The sequence below is a fragment of the Pseudomonas sp. B22129 genome, assembly GCF_044218875.1.
In the GTDB taxonomy this organism is placed as follows: Bacteria; Pseudomonadota; Gammaproteobacteria; order Pseudomonadales; family Pseudomonadaceae; genus Aquipseudomonas.
Genome location: NZ_CP162592.1, coordinates 3,566,440 through 3,585,568, shown reverse-complemented (window position 1 = coordinate 3,585,568; position 19,129 = coordinate 3,566,440). Strand labels below are relative to the sequence as shown.

Genomic DNA, 19,129 nt, shown 5'->3' with positions numbered 1-19,129 from the left:
CAGATCGATAGCTATTTTTCGTATTAAAAACTTCGCCACCCGTGGGTTAGGGTGACGTCACCAGACCACTGGGCCCCGCTTCTGAACCCCTTTTTACAGCGCCGCCGCGACCACGCGGGCCGGCCCGGCAAGGTCAATCATGTCCAATCCTGCTTTGAATATCTGGGGCGCACCGCCGTCTGCCCGTTATGAACAACTGGCTGCACCGTTTCGCCCGCTCTTCGCACACATTCTGGCCCAAGCTGCCGAGGCTGATCAGACACGCGCCAGTTTGGCCGAGTTTATCCAGCAACTGAACGCACTGGGCTTGCCGCGCTGGCGTCTGCCCGCGCGTTACGGCGGCCAGGACGCGACGTTCGCCGAATTGCTCGCCTTGCTCACCGAACTCTCTGCCGCCGACTCCAATATCACCCAGGCCCTGCGCGGGCATTTCGGCTTTTGCGAAGACGTGCTCTGCGCCAAGGACCAAGGCTGGCGCGCCACTTGGCTCGACCGGCTCGGCACCGGCGCCCTGCTCTCGCCGGGCAGCACCGAGGTCGGCAACCAGACCCGTGGTGAATTCGAAACCCGCCTGCACCGCGATGCAAACGGTACGCTGCGCATCAGCGGCAGAAAGTTCTACACCACCGGCGCGCTCTACAGCGACCTGATCAACACGATCGCCACGGGCGAAGACGGCGAGACCCACAGCGTGGTTGTCGACCTGAAGGCCCCCGGCGTGCAAATCGTCGACGACTGGAACGGCTTCGGCCAGCGCCTGACCGCCAGCGGCACGTGCATTTTCGACAATGCCCCGCTGGTCGACGAAGGCCGCCCCACCACACACCGCTTCGGTTATGGCCAATCCTTCTTCCAGATCTACCACCTCGCCACCCTCTCCGGCATCGCCCGCCGCGCGGCACTCAGTGGCGCCGAAGAACTCGGAGCACGCGCCAGAACCTTCACCACCGGCAACGCCGACACGGCGGCCCAGGATGTGCAATTGCTGCAAGTGATCGGCGAAGTCGCCAGCCAGGCCTATGCCGCGCAAGCCATCACCCGGCAAGCGGCGCAGCGGCTGGACCAGACGGCGCAGTATGTGATCGCCCACGACCAGCCGCTGCATGATGACGACCCGCAGGTGGCACTGGCGGAACTGGAAGTGTGCCTGGCGGTAAACCCGGTGATTGACGCCACGCTTGCCGCGACCACGGCATTGTTCGACGCACTGGGCGCCAGCGCCACGGCCAGCGACAAGGCGCTGGACCGTTTGTGGCGTAACGCGCGCACGCTGGCGAACCACAACCCGCGGGTGTACAAGTCGCGGATTGTGGGCAACTACCTGGTCAATGGGTTGCTGCCACCGGCGCAGTGGCGGGTGGGTGTGGCGAAAGGCTGAAAGCCTTGCTCGCCAGCCAAAACACCTGAGGACCAATGTGGGAGCGGGCTTGCTCGCGAATGCGGTGGGTCAGTCAACCCATCTGTGACTGATACACCGCATTCGCGAGCAAGCCCGCTCCCACACTTTTTATCGGTGTATTACTTGAGAGGTACAGCGGCCTGGCGGCTCACAAACCCAACCACCCGCGCCAGCATCCGGTCACACGCCGCCAACTGTTCCAGGCTGATGAACTCATCCGGCTTGTGCCCCTGCTCCATGCTGCCCGGCCCGCACACCACCGTGGGAATGCCCGCCTGGTCAAACAACCCGCCTTCGCTGCCAAAGGCCACGGTGCCGTAATCCCGGGAGCCGCAAAACTGCGCGACCCATTCGGCCGCCTGGCTTTCGACCGAGGTGGCCAGGCCCGGGTAGCTGGATAACTCGCTGAAGTTGATCGCACACTGCGCGCTGACCGCCTGCATCGCGGGCAGCAAGCTGTGCTCGGCATAGTCGCGCAGTTGGTCTGCCACCTGCCAAGGGTTCTGGACCGGCAACGAGCGCACTTCAAAATCGAAACTGCAATGCTGCGGGACGATGTTCAGCGCCTTGCCTCCGGTAATCACACCGGTTTGCACCGTGGAAAACGGCGGATCAAACCGTGCATTCAGATGCTGCGGCGACTTCAAGGTTTCCCCCAAACGTACAAGCTCACTGACCAAGCGCGCGGCGTATTCAATGGCATTCACGCCCGACGGCGCATACGCCGAATGGCAGGCTGCGCCGTGCACTTCACAGCGCATCGCCAGCTTGCCTTTGTGGCCCAGGACTGGTTTGAGCTCGGTGGGCTCGCCGATCACGCACAGCAGCGGTTTGACCGGATTCGTGTGAAACCTTTCGATCAGCGAGCGCACGCCAAGGCAGCCGACTTCTTCGTCATAGGACAGTGCGATATGCACCGGCAGGCGCAACGGCGCCGCCACCAACGCCGGCACGCTGGCCAACACACAGGCGATATAACCCTTCATGTCTGCCGTGCCACGGCCATACAGCTTGCCGTCCTTTTCCGTCAGCTCGAACGGCGCCACGCTCCAGCGCTGGCCGTCCACCGGTACCACGTCGGTGTGGCCAGACAACACGATGCCGGGCACGTCAGCCGGGCCGATGGTCGCCAGCAGGTTGGCCTTGTTTTTGTGTTCGTTGAACACCAGCTCGCACGCCACGCCATGGCCTTGCAGATAGGTGCGCACAAAATCGATCAAGGCCAGGTTGGATTCGCGGCTGGTGGTGTCGAAGCGCACCAGGTGCGCGAGCAGGTCGCGGCTGCTGCTCATCGGTCATCTCCCGGCACGGCATAGCCCGGCGCCTGTTGTGGGTTGAGGGCGCGGTCGATGTAGGCCTGCAACTGCCCACGATAGGCTTGCCAGAGCTGGTCGAGGGCGCCAATCGGATCTTCATCGGCCCAGTCCACACGCAAGTTCACGATGGGCCACAGCAGGTCATCCACCACAATCAACGCGGCCGAATGCACCGGCCCGGCTTCGCCGCCTTTGGCCTGGCCGGCGTGCATCGCGGCGAGCAGGCGGTCGGCGAGGTGCCCGGGCGCGTGTTCAAAGGCGTGCACCATGGCACCGATCACGCCGGGGTTGGCGAGCATATTGCCGGCGGCCACGCACTGTTCACCGCTCAGCGCGGCATGAATGCCCAGGGTCTGCGCGCCGCTGAAATGCGCGGTGCGGCCTTCATGATCAATCACCGTCACCTGGCGGTATTCATGGTGTTCTTCGTGTTCAAGCGCCCTGGCCAACGCCTCAATCGGCGTCATACCCCGCTCCAGCCGGTCCAGCACAGACGGCCCCAGGCTGGGCAAGGTGATGTTCTGCGACGCCACCGCGCCCACGCCGGGCCGCAGCCACGGGCAACGCGCGCCCACGGCAATGCTCGACGAGCTGATCGCAATGCCCAACTGGCCCGTTTCAGCGCAGCGGGCGACAACGGAAAACGTCATAAAAAGCCCTCAGTCGAGCACCGAAGGGTCGGCCTCGATCATCAATTGCTTCATCTCTTCAAAGTGCTGGCGCGAGAAATCGGCAATGCCTTCCCAGCCCCGCGCGGTTTTCTCCGCCACATCGTCCGACAGCACGCGCAACGGCTGCCCGGTGGACCACGCCGTGACCAGAATCTGGCAGGCACGCTCCAGGTTCCAGATATCGTCAAACGCCTCGCCTATGGAAACACCCGTGACCATCACACCATGGTTGCCCATCAACAGCCGGCTCTTGCCGTCGAGCAACCCGGCCAGGCGCGCGCCTTCGGCTTCGGTGTCGGCCATGCCGCCGTAGAGTTCATCCACCGCCACGCGGTTGAAGTAGCGCGCGGTGTTCTGATCGATCGGCGGGATATGCGGCTTGGCCAGGCACGCCACCGCCGTGGTGTAGATCGGGTGCAAATGCAGCACGGCGCGGGTTTGCGGCAACAGCCGGTGAATCTGCCCGTGAATCGCCCAGGCGGTGGAATCCACATTCGGGTGGTCGGCGCTGGCCGGGTCGTCGGCGTTCAGCAGCAGCAAATCACTGGCGCGAATACGCGAGAAATGCTTCCACTTGGGGTTGAGCAAAAACTGTTTGCCATCGGCCGACACGGCGGCGCTCAGGTGGTTGGCCACCGCTTCGTGCATGCCCACGTGGGCGATGATGCGAAAGGTCGCCGCCAGATCAATGCGCGCCTGTTCTTCAAGGGATAACGCCATGAATCGGTCTCCACAGGGCGCGCGCCGCAGCAGGCTGCGGCGCGCGCGGTAGGCTTACTTGGGCATCAGTTCGGCGATGTCGGCATCGGTCGGCGCCTGGAAGTTGTACTTCTTCAGCAAGGCCGCGTACTCAGGGGTGGTGCGGTATTTCGCCAGGCCATCGACCAGGGCTTTCTTCACCTCGTCATTGCCCTTCTTCACGCCGAAGCCGTTGAGCACCGGGTAGATCAGGGTGTCGGAGGAAATCACCACGCGGCTGCCCAGCTTGTCGATCACGCCACGGGCCACGGCGGCGTCGGTGATTTGCGCTTCAACCGCGTGGGCGAGCAAGGCCTGGGTGGTTTGCGGGTCGGTGCTGTATTCGCTGATCTGGATCGGCTTCAAGCCCTTGGCCACGCAGTAGTCATCCGACAGCTTGTGCATCTGCGCCAGCCAGGACGTGGCGCCCATTGAGCCAAGCTTGTGGCCGCAGAAATCTTCCGGGGTCTTGGGCTGATAGGCGCTGTCCTTGAGGGTGAGGATCGACTCGCCGCTTTTCAGGTAGGGGATCATGTCGATGACTTTGACCCGCTCGGCGGTGATGTACATCGACGAGTTGGTCACGTCAAACCGCCCGGCTTGCAGGCCGGTGATCAGGTTGGGGAAACGCGTGTCGAGGGTCTCGACCTTGCGCCCCATGACCTTGCCCAGGCCTTCCATGAATTCGATGTCAAAGCCTGCCGGCTTGTTGTTGTCCATGTACTCATACGGGAAGAAGGTCACGTCGGACCCGGCGATGATCTTGCCTTCCTGCTGGAACGCCGAAGCGGCCAGCGATGTCAGTGCAACCGCAGCGCCCAGCAGGCACACGGCAAGGGGGCGAACACTTTTGCGAAACGCTGTCATGGTCATTACCTGCAAGGTTTAAGAAGCTCGTGGATTAAGCAGTTAGGCAGTGGCGGAGTCTTGACCGGCCTGTTGCACGAAAAAGGAGGCGCCACGGGGTTTCTGCGGCAAGCGCATGTGGTTGTCCGTGGAGCGCACCAAACCGCTTTCTTCACCGGCTACCAGCAGGCCGGCGTGTGCGCTGGGCAATGGGTTTTCGCCGAATGGCAGCGCGTCCTCAGCGGCGTAGACGCTGATGAACAGGGTGCGCGGCAGTTCGGTCTCGTTAGGGCTCGACGCATGTAAAAGCCGGGTGTGCATGAAGCACACGGAACCGGCCGGGCCGTAGCAGGCCACCGGTTGCTGGCAGTGTTCCTCGACAACCGCATCGTCCACCGAACCGGTGAAACGCTGGTTCTGCCAGTGCGACCACAGCGGGCCTTTGTGGCTGCCGGGGATCACATTCAGCGGGCCGTTCTGCGGGGTCACTTCGCTGACCATCAGCAAGGCAGTAACGATGTCGTCGTTGCTGTGGGGCGTGAACAGAAAGTCCTGGTGCCACTTCACCTGGGTCGCGGTGTGGGGCAATTTCGAGTTGATCTTGCTGTGGTGAAAACGCGCGCCACCGGCGCCAATCAACTGGGCGGAAATCGCCGCCATGCGCGACTGCAACGCCACGCGCTCATAAGCCGGGGAAATCTCGGTGGGCGAACTCACCCGACGCAACGACGGGTGATCCGGGCGATGGTCGCCCTCCAGATCAAACCGCGCGCGGCCATCCACCGTGGCGCCCCAGCCCTCAGCGTGGCTGCGGCTGTCTTCCACCCACTGGTCGAAGTCATGCTGCAGCGCGGCCACTTCTTCAGCCGAGAGCACGTCCTGCACCACCAAAAATCCGTCACGCTGGAATTGTTCGATTTGCGCTTGCCCGATCATTTTCTGGTTCCTCAACGTTAAAGGGTTCACGCCAGCGAGACGTCCTTGAGGAACGCCTCCACGCGTGGGTTATGGCCGCTGCGCAGGGCAACCGGCGTGTCGTCGCAGACCACGCGGCCCTTCTCCATGAAGACGATGCGGTCAGAGACTTTGAAGGCGAAATTCATCTCGTGGGTGACGATCACCATGGTGATGCCCTCCCCGGCCAGGGCTTCGATGACCTGCAGCACTTCGTTGACTTTTTCCGGGTCGAGGGCCGAGGTGGGCTCGTCGAACAGCATGATTTGCGGGCGCATCATCAACGCGCGGGCAATCGCCACCCGCTGCTGTTGGCCGCCGGACAACTGGTGCGGATACTTCCAGGCGTGGTCGAGCATGCCCACCTTGTGCAGCAGCGCGTAGGCCTGTTGTTTCAGTTCAGAGGTCGCGCCCAGGCGGTGGTATTTGGGCGCCATCAGCAGGTTGTCGAGCACACTCAAATGCGGGAACAGGTTGAAGCTCTGGAACACCATGCCGATGTTCAGGCGGTGCTCGGCGTGCTCGATGAACTGGGGTTTGAGCGCGCCGGTTTTGCTCAAATGAATGAACGGCAGGCCGTTGATATGAATCTCGCCGTTGTCCAGTTGCTCAAGGCCGTTGAGCAGGCGGATCAGCGTGGTTTTACCCGAACCCGACGGCCCGATCACCGACACCACTTCACCCGGCTGCACCTGCAAATTGACCGAGCCCAGCACCTCGATGTCGTTGTAAGCCTTGTGCAACCGCGAAGCCTGCAACGCGGCCACACCCGTGCTGGCCGGGCGCGCAATCGCCGGGCGTTGTTGAGTGGCCAGGGCCAGCACCGCCGCATCCGGCACACGCGAGACATTGCGCTGGTTGACGTCGAGAAAGCGCTCCAGGCGTTTAAGCAAAAAGTCGAACACGGTGACGATAAACACGTAGAAGAACGCCACCGCCGCCATGGTTTCAATCACCAGGAAGTTCTGCGAATACAGGCGCTGGCCGACCATCAGGATTTCGGTGAGGGAGATCACCGACACCAGCGAGGTGAGCTTGACGATGGAGATGTATTCGTTGGCCAGTGACGGCAGCGCAACACGCAACGCCTGAGGAATCACCACGCGAATCTGGGTGCCGAAGAAGCGCAAGCCCAACGCCCGCGCCGCCTCGCCCTGACCCTTTGGAATCGAGAGCAAACCGCCGCGATGAATCTCGGCCACGTAGGCTGTTTCGCAAATCACCAAGGCCAGCAGGCCGGACCAGAACGGGTCGGCCAGAACCGCCGAGGTGCCCGGCAGCGCCTGGGGCAAGTTGTAGATAAAGATCAGCAGCACCAGCAGCGGCAGGCTGCGGAACAGCCAGATATAACCACGGGCCGGCAGACTGAGCAGCGGGCTTTTCGACTGTTTGGCCAGGGCCAGTAGAAAGCCCAGGGCGATGCTCAACAGCCAGGTCAGGGTGCTGAGCTTGATGACCGTCCACGTCGCGCGCCAGAACTCGGCATCGCCGAGCAAACCAAACATGTAGTGCCAGTCGAAAGTCATCGTGGTGGTGCCCTGAATAAGTGGATCGACATCGATGGGTTCAGAGTCGTGGCGGGAGGGGCTCAGGGTCAATTCGTAAAAGCCGGGGCACTGGGTAGGCAGAACCTATGCAGTGGTAACTACCTTCTAAAACCACCAAGGAGCTAAATGTGGGAGCGGGCTTGCTCGCGAATGCGGTGTGTCAGTCAACAGATTCATCCGCTGAACCACCGCCTTCGCGAGCAAGCCCGCTCCCACATTTGATCTGCAGTGTTTTAGGGATTGAGTGCAGCGCCCAAAATGGTGCGCGTCTGAATCAGCGACCCCGCACACGCCACTTATTGGTGCAACCTCAGCTCACACCACTCAACACCCGCACCGCATGCGGATCAAAAAAGCTCGGCGGCGCCATGCCGGGGATGTACTGGTCGGACACAAACATGCGGCAACGCTCGGCAAACGCCGACACCACCCGCGACAGCTGGGTGTTGCTGGCCGTGGCGTAGCCCAGGCGCATGGGCCGGTGCGAACCCGCCAGGCGCAGGCGGATCACCCGTTTGCCGTCCTGGGACAGGTTCGACTTGGGCCGCGCATTCGCAAATGAATAGCCAATGCCATTGCCCACCATCGCGCGCACCGTTTCGAGGTTGGTGGAGCGCATGATGATGTTCGGCGTGGTGCCCGCCTGGATAAACAGGCTGAGGAAATAGTCGCGGCTCCACGGCGTGTCGAGCAGCACCACCGGGTAAGTTTCGAGGTCCTGCATGCTCACCGCCGCAGCGCTCGCCAACGGGTGGTACTCGCCGACCATCACATAGGGCGGCAGGTGCGCCAGGGGCTGGAAGTCGATGTCCGGGCTGGTCACCAAATCATAGGTCAAGGCGATATCCAGTTCGCCGCTGCGCAGTTTTTCCAGCAGTTCCTCATGGTTGCCTTCGGCCTGGGTCAGGCGCACGCCGGGAAAGGCGCGGCCAAACCCGAACACCAGTTCCGGCGTGATCATCGGCGCCAGCGACTCCAAACACCCCACGCGCAACGGCCCGCGCACGGTGTTCAACGATTCGGAGGCGATGGTGTAGAGGTTGGTCATCTGCTCCAGAATCAGCTTGGCCTCCTGCATCACCTGGCGCCCCACGGCGGTGAGGGAAATGCCCTGGGCGTGATGCCGGATAAACAGCTGAATCCCCAGTTCCGCTTCCATGTGCGTGATCGCCGCCGAGATCGACGGCGACGACACATGAATGCGTTCCGCCGCAGCACTGATGCTGCCCGCCTCGCCGGACGCGACGAAATATTCCAGCTGGCGTTGGGTTATACGACTGAGCATCACGCCTCCACAGCAGCAAATAGGTATGCACCGTCGGTGTTGCAGAGTTCGTGCCGGGTCACAGCCCCAGCCGACGAGGCGCACAGGCTTCGGTTTTTCCTAAGCACTACCCCGCGCAAATGCTGGTTTCGCCGGAACGGGGGCGGTGTGAAGCTGCCTTCATCCCGCTGCCGATGAGCCACCGCCATGCCCACCCACACCCGCATCCGCATGTTCAATACCAAGCAGACCTACCCCAACCAGGCGCTGGACAACGACCTGTGCCAGGCCGTGCGCGCCGGCAACACCATTTATGTACGCGGGCAGATCGGCACCGACTTCGACGGCAACCTCGTCGGCCTCGGCGACCCACGCGCCCAGGCCGAACAGGCGATGAAAAACGTCAAGCAACTGCTTGAAGAGGCCGGTTCCGACCTGAGCCACATCGTCAAAACCACCACCTACCTGATCGACCCGCGCTACCGCGAGCCGGTCTATCAGGAAGTCGGCAAATGGCTCAAAGGCGTGTTCCCGATCTCCACCGGGCTGGTGATTTCCGGCCTGGGCCAGCCGGAATGGCTGATGGAAATCGACGTGATCGCCGTGGTGCCGGATGACTGGCAGCCCTGAACAACCTGGAGTACGCCATGAGCCACCGCGTGTTTTTCCTCAATGGGCCCAACGCCAACCTCTATGGGCTGGACAAAAGCGGCACCTACGGCAGCGAAAGCTTTGCCAGCATCGAAGCACGCTGCCAACGCCACGCCACCGAGCTGGGCCTGACCCTGGCGTTTCGCCAAAGCAACCACGAAGGCGTGCTGGTGGACTGGATTCAAGAGGCCCGGCTCAACGGTGACGCCATCGTGATCAACGCCGCCGGGTTGAGCTACAGCTCGGTGCCGATTCTGGATGCGCTGCTGGCCTTCGACGGGCCGATCATCGAAGCGCACATGAGCAATATCTGGAAGCGCGAAAGTTTTCGGCATCAGTCCTATGTGTCCAAGGCCGCCACGGGCGTGATTGCCGGGTTGGGGGCGCTGGGTTACGAGCTGGCTCTCACAGCGGTGGCCGCCTTGCTGAAACCTTAAAAACACCACCGCCAAACTGTGGGAGCTGGCTTGCCTGCGATTGCATCAACCCGGTCCACCTGATGGACCGCAGTGCCCGCATCGCAGGCAAGCCAGCTCCCACAGTTGATCTTCGGTTTGGCAGATAAATTTCTTATTTCCAGGAAACGCCTTATGTCAGTAGAAACCATCAACACCCTGGTTGTCGGCGCAGGCCAGGCCGGGGTGGCCATGAGCGAACACCTTTCCCTGATGGGCGTACCGCACATCGTGCTGGAGCGCCACCGCATCGCCGAACGCTGGCGCTCGGAGCGCTGGGACTCGCTGGTCGCCAACGGCCCGGCCTGGCACGACCGCTTTCCGGGGCTGACATTCGAGGGCATTTCCCCCGAAGCCTTCCCGCCCAAAGAACGCATGGCCGACTATTTCGAAGCTTACGTGGACAAGTTGCAGGCCCCCGTGCGCACCGGCGTGGAAGTGCTGCAAGTGGAACGCCAAGTGGGCCGCCCCGGCTTCAAGGTCACCACCTCGGCAGGCGTGATCGAAGCCGCCAACGTGGTGGCGGCGACCGGCCCCTTCCAGCGCCCGTCGATCCCCACTATCGTCCCGGCGTCGGCGCCGCTGCATCAACTGCACTCCTCCGCCTACAAGAACCCCGCCCAACTGCCCGAAGGTGCGGTGCTGGTGGTCGGCGCCGGCGCCTCAGGCTCACAGATCGCCGAAGAACTGCAAAAGGCCGGCAAAACCGTGTACCTCTCTGTCGGCGAACACTACCGCCCACCCCGCGCTTACCGTGGTCGCGACTATTGCTGGTGGCTGGGTGCGCTGGGCTTGTGGGACGAAGTTAAAATCCAGCCGAAGAAAAAGCACGTGGCCTTTGCCGTCAGTGGCTACGAAGGCGGCAAGACGGTGGACTTCCGCCGGCTCGCCCACCAGGGCATCCATTTGGTGGGCGTCACGCGCAATTGGGACGACGGCGTCATGGCCTTCGAACCCGGCCTGGCCGCCAACGTGGCCGAAGGCGACCGTGCCTACTTCGACGTGCTGCGCGACGCCGACGCCTACATCGAAGCCAACGGCCTGCCCTTCCCCCAGGAGCCCGACGCCTGGGAACTGCTGCCCGACCCCGAATGCCTGGTTAACCCCACGCTCAGCCTGAACCTGGCCGAGGCTGGCGTGACCACCATTCTGTGGGCGACGGGGTTCAAGTTCGATTTCAGCTGGCTGCAAGTGGATGCCTTCGACGAAAAAGGCGAGCCCTTCCACAAGCGCGGCATCTCGGCGCAGAGCGGGATTTACTTCCTCGGCCTGCCCAACCTGGTCAACCGCGCGTCGTCGTTTATCTATGGCGTGTGGCACGACGCAAAGTACGTGGCCGACCATATTGTTTTGCAGAATGAGTACATGGCCTACAGCAAGCCCTGAAACAGCAAAGTCCGAGGCCGCAGCGCGTGGCTGTGCGCAGGGCGCCCTCGGGCGCGCCGGCTTTGTGTAATTCCCCGGTCTACTAACCTGTGCACAGCTGCCACCCCTTCGTTTAGTCGCGAAGCGGTGTAGGCCCTGACCAGGCCAGAGAGACAACCCACAGCGCCGGCAGCAACAACGCCAACGCGACCCAGGGAATGGCGCTTGCCCCCCAGGTTTCCAGGAGTACGCCGCCGATCACACCACTGCCTGCAAACGCCAGGTTAAAGACGGTGACCAGCATTGATTGCGCAATATCAGCGCCGTCACCGGCCACATCCGCCAAGGCGGTTTGCAATAAGGTTGGCGCACCGCCGAAGCTCATCCCCCACAAGACGATGCTGATATAGATCGCACTGACGGGCAGGTGACCCAGCCCGAGGGCAAACGAAACCAGAGTGAAGGCTGTCAGGCTGAGCACAACCAGGCCCCGAAGCCTGCCGTCAATCAGCGTGCCGATCATCCATAGGCCAAACAAGGCTGCAATACCAAATGAAAGGAGGCCCCGGTCTACCTGATCGGCCAATCCAACCGAGGCCAGGAACGCAGCAATATAGGTATAGAGGGTGTAATGGGCCAGGATCCAAAGCATGACCACCGCCAGCACGGGCCGTACACCCGGGGTTTGCAAAACCCCGCGTAGCGGTAGGCGTCGGTCGGAACGTTGTCCGGGATAATCAGGCACTTTCAGGTAGATCCACGCCATCAGCAAAAGGCTGAGCCCCGAGAGCGCCCCGAACACGCAACGCCACCCCAGCAGTTTGCCGAGCCAGGCACCCAGCGGTACGCCCAGGGCCAGTGCCAAAGGGATGCCGAGCATGGCCAGCGCCATGGCGCGGCCTTGCAGTTGCGGAATGACCAACCGTCTGGCGTAGCCGGCCAGCAGGCTCCAGGCCAGACCGGTTGCAATACCCACCATGAAGCGGGCAGCCAGCGTCAGTGAAAACCAGGGCGACAGGGCGGTCACCGCATTACAGGCGCAAAACACCCCGACGGCCAGTAACAGCACCAGGCGCCGACGCCAACCCTGCAACGCGAGCGTCAATGGAATAGCCGCCAACCCTGAGCCCAAGGCACAGAGCGTCACCATCTGGCCGGCCCATGCTTGCGACACCCCCAATGTTTCGGCGATTTGCGGCAACAGCCCTGCAGGTACCGTTTCGTTGGCGGTGGCGATAAAGCTGCCCATGGTCAGCGCCAACAGGGCCGCCACTGGCAGGCGCGCGGTCGCGAGATATTCGGTATTACCCGAAGGCGTGAAAGAGCCATTTTCAAAGTGGGATTTGCCGGTCATGACCTGTGCTCAAGAGGATGGAAGACCGGAGTGTGAGGAATTGCCACTGATTTGATAATTGGCCTACCATTTGATGAACTTTCAAATGTGAATTGAATATGGCCACTGACCGATTGGGTGATATGCGCCTGTTTGTCGAGGCGGCAGCACTCGGCAGCCTCTCTGCCGCAGGACGCAAACTGGCGTTGTCGCCCGCGGCGGCCAGCGCGCGCCTTATCAAGCTTGAGGCGGCGTTGCGCACCAAATTGTTTGATCGCACCACACGCCAATTGCGCCTCACGGAAGAAGGCCGGTTTTATCTGCAACAGTGCTGGGTCGCATTGCGGGCTATCGACGAGGCGGAAGCGGGGCTTCAAGCCAGCCAAACAGAGGTGCGTGGCAAGGTACGCATATCCGCATCTGCCGATTTTGGCCGCAACCTTTTGAATGATTGGCTTGAGGCATTCAGTGCATTGCACCCGGAACTGTCCATCGCGCTGACGCTATCGGATTCGGTGTCGAACCTGGTGCAGGACGATGTCGACCTGGCAATTCGGTTTGGCCAGCCCCATGAAAACTCAATGATCGCCAGGCAGCTGGCGCCCAACTGGCGAGTACTCTGCGCTTCGCCTGACTACCTGGCGCGATACGGTGAACCCCAGACCCCGGCTGACTTGGTTAACCACAAGTTCATCGTGCTGGTGACGGGCGCAGGGCCATTGAACACCTTTCACTTTGTGGTGGACGGTCAGGCATGGAACCACACCGTGCCCATGAGCCAGGCATGGGAAACCAATGATGGCGCACTCGCGCGCGCATGGGCATTGGCCGGGCATGGCATTGCACGCAAGACCATTTGGGACGCGGCAGCCGATATCCGAGCTGGGCGGCTGAAAGTCCTGTTGCCTGACTGTTGTGTCCGAGAGGCCGGCGTTTTTGCGGTATTACACGGCAGCCGTTACCGGGTTCCCCGCGTGCGTGTATTGCTGGATTTCCTTATTGAGCATTTTGAACACGCGACCGATGAGCTGTTGTTGGACGTTGAAGTGCCTGATGGCAGGAGGTTGAGCGCAAAACCGAGCTGACCTGAGGCAACACCTGGCGTTTGGATGTGTGATTCAATACCCCCATCACCCCATGCGCAAGGAGGCAGCGATGAGCCGCTACGAAGGCAAACCCTTTCTAAAACTAGTCGATTTCTACGTTTTAAAATCCATCGGCAAGCTTGAGCCCGGGCAGTTGAATGCCCTTGCTCAACTTGAACCCAAACTACGCGAGACCTATGCCCTCCAGGGCACGTGGTTTGAAATAGTTGCCAGGCAGATGGATCTTCCAGATGACTTTTCCAGCCTGATCAACGCCCAATGGGATGCCTATTCCAACTCCATCCAGCAGAACGGATCGACGGCCGATCCCATGGAGTTCACCTTCCGATTTGTAGATACGCACCTGCTCACTGATTAAGGCATCCGCTTTTTGCGCAGGCCGTAAACGAGCATTCCAACCAGGAATAAAAGTTAGTCCCGCTGGCCGCCTATAGCCGATTCACTCCGTCCTCTAACCTTCCAGCATCGACGCCAACCCGGTGCCCCGCCGAGTCGCCGCGATCCATTCCACACGAGGAACCATCGATGCAAAGGTTATTCCAGACGATCTTCATTCTCTCGGCACTTTCCCTGTCCACGGCGTCTGCCTTTGCGCAATCGGTCGACGACGCCAAAGCCCCCGCTGCCAACGTCACCATGGTCGATATTGCGACCAGTGCGGCCCACAAGATTACGGTCGAGCGGCGTGGTCAGATCGTCTTGATCGGTATCAACCGGCCGTCCATTCAGAACCGGCTGGACCCGGAAGCGTATCTGGCCCTCGCCAAGGCCTATTACGACTACGACCATGACCCGTCGCTGCGTGCCGCCGTGCTGTTCGGGCATGGCGACAATTTCTCGCAAGGCCTCGATGTTGAGGGCTTCAAGGCCGCCGCCACCTCAGGCGGAGTAACGCTGGGTGACGGGTTCATTGACCCGCTCGGCAAGAAAATGCCCTTCCTGACCAAACCGTTGATTGTGGCGGTGCACGGTGACACCTGGAATATGGCGCACGAGCTGTTTCTGGTTGGCGATATACGGGTCGCAGCGAAAAACACCGACTTCGGGCAGGACGAAAATACCCACGGGCGCTACCCGGGCGGTGGCTCGACCGTACGCTTCGTGCGCGAAGCTGGCTGGGGCAACGCGATGCGCTACATCCTGACGGGCGATCACTGGACCGCAGGTGAGGCCTATCGCATGGGAGAGATCCAGGAGATCGCCGGTGCAAAATCTTCCCTGGACCAAGCCATCAAGATCGCCAACAAGATCGCCGCCAATGGCCCCTTGGGGATCAAAGCATCGCTGGCTTCTGCGCATCGGGTGATCGACCCGGCACAAGCCGACGCGCTGTCCGCCCTGGATGTGCAACGTGCAGCGCTGTATAAATCGAACGATTTTCAGGAAGGCCGCAAGGCGGAAGCTGAAGGGAGAAAACCGGTCTACCAGGGTAACTGAGGCCCGTTGCACATCCCGAGGAGGCTGCACCAGGCAGCCTCCGACGGGGTTAGCGCAGAGATGCGCAAGCGTCGATTCGGGCGGCATCTCATGAATTGAAGAAGGCCCGCAACTCCGCAAGTACAAGCTCAGGTTGTTCCTCAGGCAGCAGATGGCCGCAGGGCAACGCCTTGCCGGTCAAAGGGCCTGCAACCTTGGATTTCCAGGTAGCCAGCACATCCCAGAGTTCACCCACCGTGCCCTTTGCGCCCCACAAGGCGTGCACGGGGGCCTGGACCTTGCGGCCCGCCGCATCGTCGGCGCGGTCCATATCAAGATCGATGCCTGCGGCCGCGCGGTAGTCCTCGCAAACGGCACGAATGGTTCCTTTGCAGCAGTAGCAGCGGATGTACTCCGCCATGGCGTCCGGTGTCACTGCACCGGGCGTCTTGCTTTGCACGAGGAGGTGTTCGCGCAGGTAATACGCAGGGTCCAGGCTGATCAGATGTTCGGGCATCGGGCTGGGTTGAATCTGAAGGAACCACCACAGGTAGCGGGTCGCAAACGCTTTGTTGGTGCCGTCATACATCGTCAGCGTCGGCGCAATGTCCATGAAGACAACTTTTTTGACCGCTTCGGGGTGATCCAGACAGAGCCGATGGGCTACCCGCGAGCCCCGGTCATGGCTCGCAACCAGAAACTTCGTATGGCCCAGCTGTTTCATCACTTCGATCTGGTCCAGCGCCATGGCCCGGAAAGAATATTGACTGCTATTTTCACTGTAAGCCGGCTTGCTGGAGTCGCCGTAGCCACGCAAGTCCGGTATGACAACGCTGTATTCTGCGGCGAGCGCCGGGGCGACCTTGTGCCAGGTGACATGCGTTTCCGGGTGCCCGTGCAGCAACAGCAAGGGCGGCCCGTCGCCTTTGGTCAAGACGCGGATCGTCGCTCCCGATGTTTTGATGAACTGTGACTTGAAACCAGGAAACAGCTTTTGCGTGATCGCATTCGACAAAGGCAGCGGAAGTTCTGGCAGCACAGGGCAACTGCCCGGCCCCTCAACCGGGCTCGGAAGCGCCTGCAGCAGACCTCCAGGGGACACCGCCGGCAATGTCTGGGCAGATGCGTTTCTGATCAGCGCTGCCGCTGCTGCACTGATCGTAAGAGTCGTGAAGTGTCGTCTGTTCATCGTGATCCTCGCTTACATCGTGTTGGAACCCCCTTGAATTAGATCACCTTCGGCGCAATGCCCTTCTTGAAATGATCGACCGCCTGTGATCGGAAAAACACATTACAACCGGGTTCCGCTCTGCGCCTTGGCGACCTGCAGGAACCGCCCGATCAAGGCGTCATCCATGTGCTGACTCAGCACGGCGGTACCCGTCTCGGACGCAGGCCATGTGCCGGCGAGCGGGCGCATCACGACTTCGGTAAGCCCCAGAGCACCCGAGGACTTCGGCAACAGGGCAACGCCCATTTCCGATGCGACCATGCTCAAAATTGTTTGCATCTCGCAGGCTTCCTGAATCGCGTTGGGGCTGAAGCCCGACGCGAGGCAAATGCTCAGCATACGGTCAAAAAAACCGGGTGCCTGGCGGCGCTCATACAGAATGAAAGACTCTGAACCGAGGTCCTTGGGATCAATTTTCCTGCACTTGGCCAAGGGATGGTTCCTTGGAAGAAAGCACATGAAAGGCTCCTCCTCCAACGGCTGCACAGCCAGCTCCCTGGCTTCAAACGGCAAGCGAATAAAGCCCACGTCGATGTCCTTGCGCAGCAGTGCGGCAACTTGTTGTGCCGAGGGCAGATTAACCATGTTCAACTGCACGCCCGGCAGGTGTTCCCGGTAGTAGCGAACAATCCTGGGAACAATGCCAAGCGCGGCGGACTGAACGAATCCAATGCGAATCGTGCCGACTTCCCCGGTCGCAGACTGCTTGGCGTTGCGTTTGGCGGCTTCGAGTTCTTTAAGGATACGCTGCACATTCTGACGGAAACTTTCGCCTGCCCGGGTCAATGACACTGACCGCCTGTCACGTTCGAACAGTGAAACGCCGAGTGCGGATTCGAGGTTGCGAATCTGCACGCTCAGTGCCGATTGGCTGAGGCAAAGTGCGGATGCGGCCCGGCCAAAATGCAGATATTCGGCCAACTTCACAAAGGAATAAAGCCAAGGAAGTTCCATTGGAACAACGTCCCCCACTGTGCTGACTTAGTACCGCGCGGGTCTCTGATCCCACGACTTTCACCTTGGTTTTTATCACCTCTTGGCCGGCTTATTCATAAAACAAATTACAGGTACGTTTGCTTTGTCTGTGCCCGTTAATGTGATTGCCGCCAACGTGAGGAACAAAATCCAGCGATCTGGTGGATCTGGCCGATCCGGGCAATGGCAAACGTTAAATATTGCATCATGCTTGCTTACTTAAAGGGGCCAAAGACATCCGGTACCTCACCTCCACCAGCGACACGCCTCCCCTCTCAAGGCCGCGCTCACTTCCCGTGTCCTCGCTACATCCCACCCTGCGATAAAACCGGATAGCCCGTTCATTACCGCTCAAAACCCAAAGCGTCAAACCGTCATAACCCTGCTGCTGCAACCACTGTAAACCCGCCGTCCACAGCGCCAGCCCCACACCCGTCTGCCAATAATCCGCCAACACGTAGATGGCCAGCACCTCGCCCACCCTCCCTCCGGCAACCGCCTCATCACGGCTGGCGCCAACCGCTATCCACCCCACCACCTGCTCGTTCACCTGGGCAACCAATACGCGCGGCTCCTGCGCTTCAATCGCACGGTTCCAATAGTCTTCCCGCCTGGCCAGCGTCGCGCCCAGCGAGTGCAAATAGTCTACGGGCATCAAGTCGCGATAGGCCGCTTGCCAACTGCTGACATGCACCTGGGCAATGGCCTTGGCGTCACCGGGTAATGCGTTGCGAATCATCGAAGTCATCCTTCTTCGAACGGGGAAAGTCCTCAGTGTTTATCACAACTCGATGACGCCCACCGCTCTCCCTCTGCCGCCGGCACGCAGTTGCTCCACGTCCCGGGCCGGGGGCGCGCCGAACAACCGGCAGTAGTCACGGTTGAACTGCGACGGGCTGTTGTAGCCCACTTCGAACCCCGCACTGGCCGCGTCGGCACCCTCGGCGAGCATCAGCCTGCGGGCTTCCTGCATGCGCAGTTGGGTGCGGAACTCGAGAGGGCTGAGCGAGGTGACGGCACGAAAATGCAGGTGGAAGTTTGACCGGCTCATGCCTGCAACGTCGGCGGCCTGTTCGATTCGGCAGGCCTGGCGAAAGTGTTGGCGGATCCACACCACGGCGCGGGCGATCTGGTTGAGCCGGCTGTTGGCGTGTGCCATGTGGCGCAGTACGCCGCCACCGGGGCCGGTGAGCAGCCGGTAGTAGATTTCACGCAGGATCATCGGGGCCAGGGCGGGGACGTCGGCGGGGGTTTCGAACAACGCTACCAACCGCACGGCGGCGTCGAGCAGGGCTGGCGAAGTGTCGTTGAGTGACAAGCCAGAGGCCGGCGCGGCGGTGTTCATGCCCGAGGGATGGCGCATCACGAGTTCAGCGATTTCCTTGATATCGAGGTCGATCTGCAAGCAGAGGTAAGGCTCGGCCTCGCTGGCCTCAATCACGGCGCCCATGACCGGCTGGGCCACCGAGGCGATGAGGTGACGCGCTTGATCATAAACATAGGAGGTTGTTCCCACGCTCGCACGCTTTCGGCCCTGGGCGACCAGGCAGACGGTGGGCTCGTAGATCACCGGCATCGGCGCGCTCGGCGTCGACCAGCGGATAAGCTTCACCCCGGCCACCGGCGTGTCGAAGGTGCCGTCGCCTGGGGTCTGGCGTGAAATCAGGTGGGCGAAGCTTGTCAGCGGGGTCATGCACGTTCACCGGTTGGGGCATGCCGTTGTTTTCTCATGATTTGGCCGAGTACGAAAGCCAGCCGTCCGCGCATCCGGACGATCGTGCAAGCATCCGGGACAAGCATGCTACCGGCCAACGCCTGGCCGGTCAGAGGATAAACCTCGAAACCGGGTCGGCCTCACGCCG

General features: G+C 61.3%; 19 protein-coding genes. 7 read left to right on the top strand and 12 right to left on the bottom strand.

The annotated features are described in order from the left end of the window. Positions 1–139: 139 nt before the first annotated feature. Positions 140–1,378, top strand: coding sequence for an acyl-CoA dehydrogenase family protein (locus AB4P94_RS16540; RefSeq protein WP_395606472.1), 1,239 nt, complete (start codon positions 140–142; stop codon positions 1,376–1,378). A 140-nt stretch (positions 1,379–1,518) separates the two neighbouring features. Here AB4P94_RS16540 and argE read toward each other — a convergent pair whose 3' ends face one another. The 7 genes from argE to AB4P94_RS16505 all read right to left on the bottom strand — a co-directional run bounded on the left by argE (position 1,519) and on the right by AB4P94_RS16505 (position 8,756). Continuing rightward, positions 1,519–2,691, bottom strand: coding sequence for an acetylornithine deacetylase (gene argE / locus AB4P94_RS16535; protein ID WP_395606471.1), 1,173 nt, complete (start codon positions 2,689–2,691; stop codon positions 1,519–1,521). Beyond that, positions 2,688–3,365 (bottom strand): DUF1028 domain-containing protein, encoded by a 678-nt coding sequence (locus AB4P94_RS16530; RefSeq protein ID WP_395606470.1) that lies wholly within the window; start codon positions 3,363–3,365, stop codon positions 2,688–2,690. Before AB4P94_RS16530 ends, argE begins: the two co-directional genes overlap by 4 nt. Positions 3,366–3,374: 9 nt before the next feature. Further along, positions 3,375–4,106 (bottom strand): class II aldolase and adducin N-terminal domain-containing protein, encoded by a 732-nt coding sequence (locus AB4P94_RS16525; RefSeq protein ID WP_395606469.1) that lies wholly within the window; start codon positions 4,104–4,106, stop codon positions 3,375–3,377. A 54-nt stretch (positions 4,107–4,160) separates the two neighbouring features. Further along, the gene (locus tag AB4P94_RS16520) at positions 4,161–4,991 is read right to left on the bottom strand and encodes an ABC transporter substrate-binding protein (RefSeq protein ID WP_395606468.1); all 831 of its coding nucleotides are present in this window, start codon (positions 4,989–4,991) and stop codon (positions 4,161–4,163) included. Between the two features lie 42 nt (positions 4,992–5,033). After that, positions 5,034–5,906: a phytanoyl-CoA dioxygenase family protein gene (locus AB4P94_RS16515; RefSeq protein ID WP_395606467.1), complete on the bottom strand. Its 873-nt coding sequence runs from the start codon at positions 5,904–5,906 to the stop codon at positions 5,034–5,036. Positions 5,907–5,932: 26 nt separating this feature from the next. Further along, on the bottom strand, positions 5,933–7,450 hold the full coding sequence (locus AB4P94_RS16510; RefSeq protein ID WP_395606466.1) for an amino acid ABC transporter permease/ATP-binding protein: 1,518 nt from the start codon (positions 7,448–7,450) through the stop codon (positions 5,933–5,935). 331 nt (positions 7,451–7,781) lie between these two features. Beyond that, positions 7,782–8,756: a LysR family transcriptional regulator gene (locus AB4P94_RS16505; RefSeq protein WP_395606465.1), complete on the bottom strand. Its 975-nt coding sequence runs from the start codon at positions 8,754–8,756 to the stop codon at positions 7,782–7,784. A 186-nt stretch (positions 8,757–8,942) separates the two neighbouring features. Between AB4P94_RS16505 and AB4P94_RS16500 the strand changes: the two genes are divergently transcribed. From AB4P94_RS16500 to AB4P94_RS16490, 3 genes are all read left to right on the top strand, one after another. Then, positions 8,943–9,365 (top strand): RidA family protein, encoded by a 423-nt coding sequence (locus tag AB4P94_RS16500; protein ID WP_078738207.1) that lies wholly within the window; start codon positions 8,943–8,945, stop codon positions 9,363–9,365. A 17-nt stretch (positions 9,366–9,382) separates the two neighbouring features. Then, positions 9,383–9,823 carry a type II 3-dehydroquinate dehydratase gene (locus AB4P94_RS16495; RefSeq protein WP_395606464.1) on the top strand — a complete coding sequence of 147 codons (441 nt, stop codon included), beginning with the start codon at positions 9,383–9,385 and terminating at the stop codon, positions 9,821–9,823. 153 nt (positions 9,824–9,976) lie between these two features. Further along, entirely contained in the window at positions 9,977–11,227 is a 1,251-nt protein-coding gene (locus AB4P94_RS16490) for a flavin-containing monooxygenase (protein WP_395606463.1), read from the top strand. Between the two features lie 112 nt (positions 11,228–11,339). Here AB4P94_RS16490 and AB4P94_RS16485 read toward each other — a convergent pair whose 3' ends face one another. After that, positions 11,340–12,560 carry an MFS transporter gene (locus tag AB4P94_RS16485; RefSeq protein ID WP_395606462.1) on the bottom strand — a complete coding sequence of 407 codons (1,221 nt, stop codon included), beginning with the start codon at positions 12,558–12,560 and terminating at the stop codon, positions 11,340–11,342. 98 nt (positions 12,561–12,658) lie between these two features. Here AB4P94_RS16485 and AB4P94_RS16480 point away from each other — a divergent pair, with 98 nt between their 5' ends. The 3 genes from AB4P94_RS16480 to AB4P94_RS16470 all read left to right on the top strand — a co-directional run bounded on the left by AB4P94_RS16480 (position 12,659) and on the right by AB4P94_RS16470 (position 15,082). Continuing rightward, positions 12,659–13,624, top strand: a complete 966-nt coding sequence (locus AB4P94_RS16480) for a LysR substrate-binding domain-containing protein (RefSeq protein WP_395606461.1) — start codon at positions 12,659–12,661, stop codon at positions 13,622–13,624. A gap of 70 nt (positions 13,625–13,694) precedes the next feature. Beyond that, positions 13,695–14,003: a hypothetical protein gene (locus tag AB4P94_RS16475; RefSeq protein ID WP_395606460.1), complete on the top strand. Its 309-nt coding sequence runs from the start codon at positions 13,695–13,697 to the stop codon at positions 14,001–14,003. Positions 14,004–14,170: 167 nt separating this feature from the next. Next, positions 14,171–15,082 (top strand): enoyl-CoA hydratase-related protein, encoded by a 912-nt coding sequence (locus AB4P94_RS16470; protein ID WP_395606459.1) that lies wholly within the window; start codon positions 14,171–14,173, stop codon positions 15,080–15,082. 88 nt (positions 15,083–15,170) lie between these two features. Here AB4P94_RS16470 and AB4P94_RS16465 read toward each other — a convergent pair whose 3' ends face one another. From AB4P94_RS16465 to AB4P94_RS16450, 4 genes are all read right to left on the bottom strand, one after another. Further along, positions 15,171–16,052, bottom strand: a complete 882-nt coding sequence (locus tag AB4P94_RS16465) for an alpha/beta fold hydrolase (RefSeq protein ID WP_395611345.1) — start codon at positions 16,050–16,052, stop codon at positions 15,171–15,173. 300 nt (positions 16,053–16,352) lie between these two features. After that, a complete protein-coding gene (locus tag AB4P94_RS16460) occupies positions 16,353–17,246 on the bottom strand; it encodes a LysR family transcriptional regulator (protein WP_395606458.1) in 894 nt (297 codons plus the stop codon). A gap of 226 nt (positions 17,247–17,472) precedes the next feature. Continuing rightward, the gene (locus AB4P94_RS16455; RefSeq protein ID WP_395606457.1) at positions 17,473–18,006 is read right to left on the bottom strand and encodes a GNAT family N-acetyltransferase; all 534 of its coding nucleotides are present in this window, start codon (positions 18,004–18,006) and stop codon (positions 17,473–17,475) included. Between the two features lie 42 nt (positions 18,007–18,048). Next, the gene (locus AB4P94_RS16450; RefSeq protein WP_395606456.1) at positions 18,049–18,960 is read right to left on the bottom strand and encodes an AraC family transcriptional regulator; all 912 of its coding nucleotides are present in this window, start codon (positions 18,958–18,960) and stop codon (positions 18,049–18,051) included. Between the last annotated feature and the right edge of the window lie 169 nt (positions 18,961–19,129).

Excerpts from the sequence above, each read along its gene's own strand:
- AB4P94_RS16540 (WP_395606472.1), top strand. The coding sequence starts at position 140 with ATGTCCAATCCTGCTTTGAATATCTGGGGCGCACCGCCGTCTGCCCGT.
- argE (WP_395606471.1), bottom strand. The coding sequence starts at position 2,691 with ATGAGCAGCAGCCGCGACCTGCTCGCGCACCTGGTGCGCTTCGACACC.
- AB4P94_RS16530 (WP_395606470.1), bottom strand. The coding sequence starts at position 3,365 with ATGACGTTTTCCGTTGTCGCCCGCTGCGCTGAAACGGGCCAGTTGGGC.
- AB4P94_RS16525 (WP_395606469.1), bottom strand. The coding sequence starts at position 4,106 with ATGGCGTTATCCCTTGAAGAACAGGCGCGCATTGATCTGGCGGCGACC.
- AB4P94_RS16520 (WP_395606468.1), bottom strand. The coding sequence starts at position 4,991 with ATGACAGCGTTTCGCAAAAGTGTTCGCCCCCTTGCCGTGTGCCTGCTG.
- AB4P94_RS16515 (WP_395606467.1), bottom strand. The coding sequence starts at position 5,906 with ATGATCGGGCAAGCGCAAATCGAACAATTCCAGCGTGACGGATTTTTG.
- AB4P94_RS16510 (WP_395606466.1), bottom strand. The coding sequence starts at position 7,450 with ATGACTTTCGACTGGCACTACATGTTTGGTTTGCTCGGCGATGCCGAG.
- AB4P94_RS16505 (WP_395606465.1), bottom strand. The coding sequence starts at position 8,756 with ATGCTCAGTCGTATAACCCAACGCCAGCTGGAATATTTCGTCGCGTCC.
- AB4P94_RS16500 (WP_078738207.1), top strand. The coding sequence starts at position 8,943 with ATGCCCACCCACACCCGCATCCGCATGTTCAATACCAAGCAGACCTAC.
- AB4P94_RS16495 (WP_395606464.1), top strand. The coding sequence starts at position 9,383 with ATGAGCCACCGCGTGTTTTTCCTCAATGGGCCCAACGCCAACCTCTAT.
- AB4P94_RS16490 (WP_395606463.1), top strand. The coding sequence starts at position 9,977 with ATGTCAGTAGAAACCATCAACACCCTGGTTGTCGGCGCAGGCCAGGCC.
- AB4P94_RS16485 (WP_395606462.1), bottom strand. The coding sequence starts at position 12,560 with ATGACCGGCAAATCCCACTTTGAAAATGGCTCTTTCACGCCTTCGGGT.
- AB4P94_RS16480 (WP_395606461.1), top strand. The coding sequence starts at position 12,659 with ATGGCCACTGACCGATTGGGTGATATGCGCCTGTTTGTCGAGGCGGCA.
- AB4P94_RS16475 (WP_395606460.1), top strand. The coding sequence starts at position 13,695 with ATGAGCCGCTACGAAGGCAAACCCTTTCTAAAACTAGTCGATTTCTAC.
- AB4P94_RS16470 (WP_395606459.1), top strand. The coding sequence starts at position 14,171 with ATGCAAAGGTTATTCCAGACGATCTTCATTCTCTCGGCACTTTCCCTG.
- AB4P94_RS16460 (WP_395606458.1), bottom strand. The coding sequence starts at position 17,246 with ATGGAACTTCCTTGGCTTTATTCCTTTGTGAAGTTGGCCGAATATCTG.
- AB4P94_RS16455 (WP_395606457.1), bottom strand. The coding sequence starts at position 18,006 with ATGATTCGCAACGCATTACCCGGTGACGCCAAGGCCATTGCCCAGGTG.
- AB4P94_RS16450 (WP_395606456.1), bottom strand. The coding sequence starts at position 18,960 with ATGACCCCGCTGACAAGCTTCGCCCACCTGATTTCACGCCAGACCCCA.